Raw genomic sequence first — 243 nt, 5'->3', positions numbered from 1 at the left:
CCAAAATCACACACCATTGACCGCGCTGCTGGTCCACCGGTAAGCGTGAGTTTCAAGCGCGCTTGTTTGGCGCCTTTATCACTACTGATAAATTTGCGCTCTGTCCAAAGCGGTTCAGCGAGTTGCTCTGTTTCCTCTAATTTCAAAGGGGTGAAAGCACCATCATCCAGTTGCATCTCGAGTGTAAAGGTTGCACCACCTGGTAAAAAGGTTTTGATATAGCTGGTCAATCTTGCTTTTTCA

Annotated in this window: 1 protein-coding gene; it reads right to left on the bottom strand. The window is 46.9% G+C overall.

The features are described 5' to 3' along the window. On the bottom strand, positions 1–243 hold a 243-nt coding region (locus ACFILW_RS11040), incomplete at both ends, for a hypothetical protein (RefSeq protein ID WP_375685859.1).

The organism is Bartonella sp. TT110JLCBS (assembly GCF_042193405.1).
Lineage (GTDB): Bacteria > Pseudomonadota > Alphaproteobacteria > Rhizobiales > Rhizobiaceae > Bartonella.
This window is presented reverse-complemented; position numbering and strand designations above follow the sequence as displayed.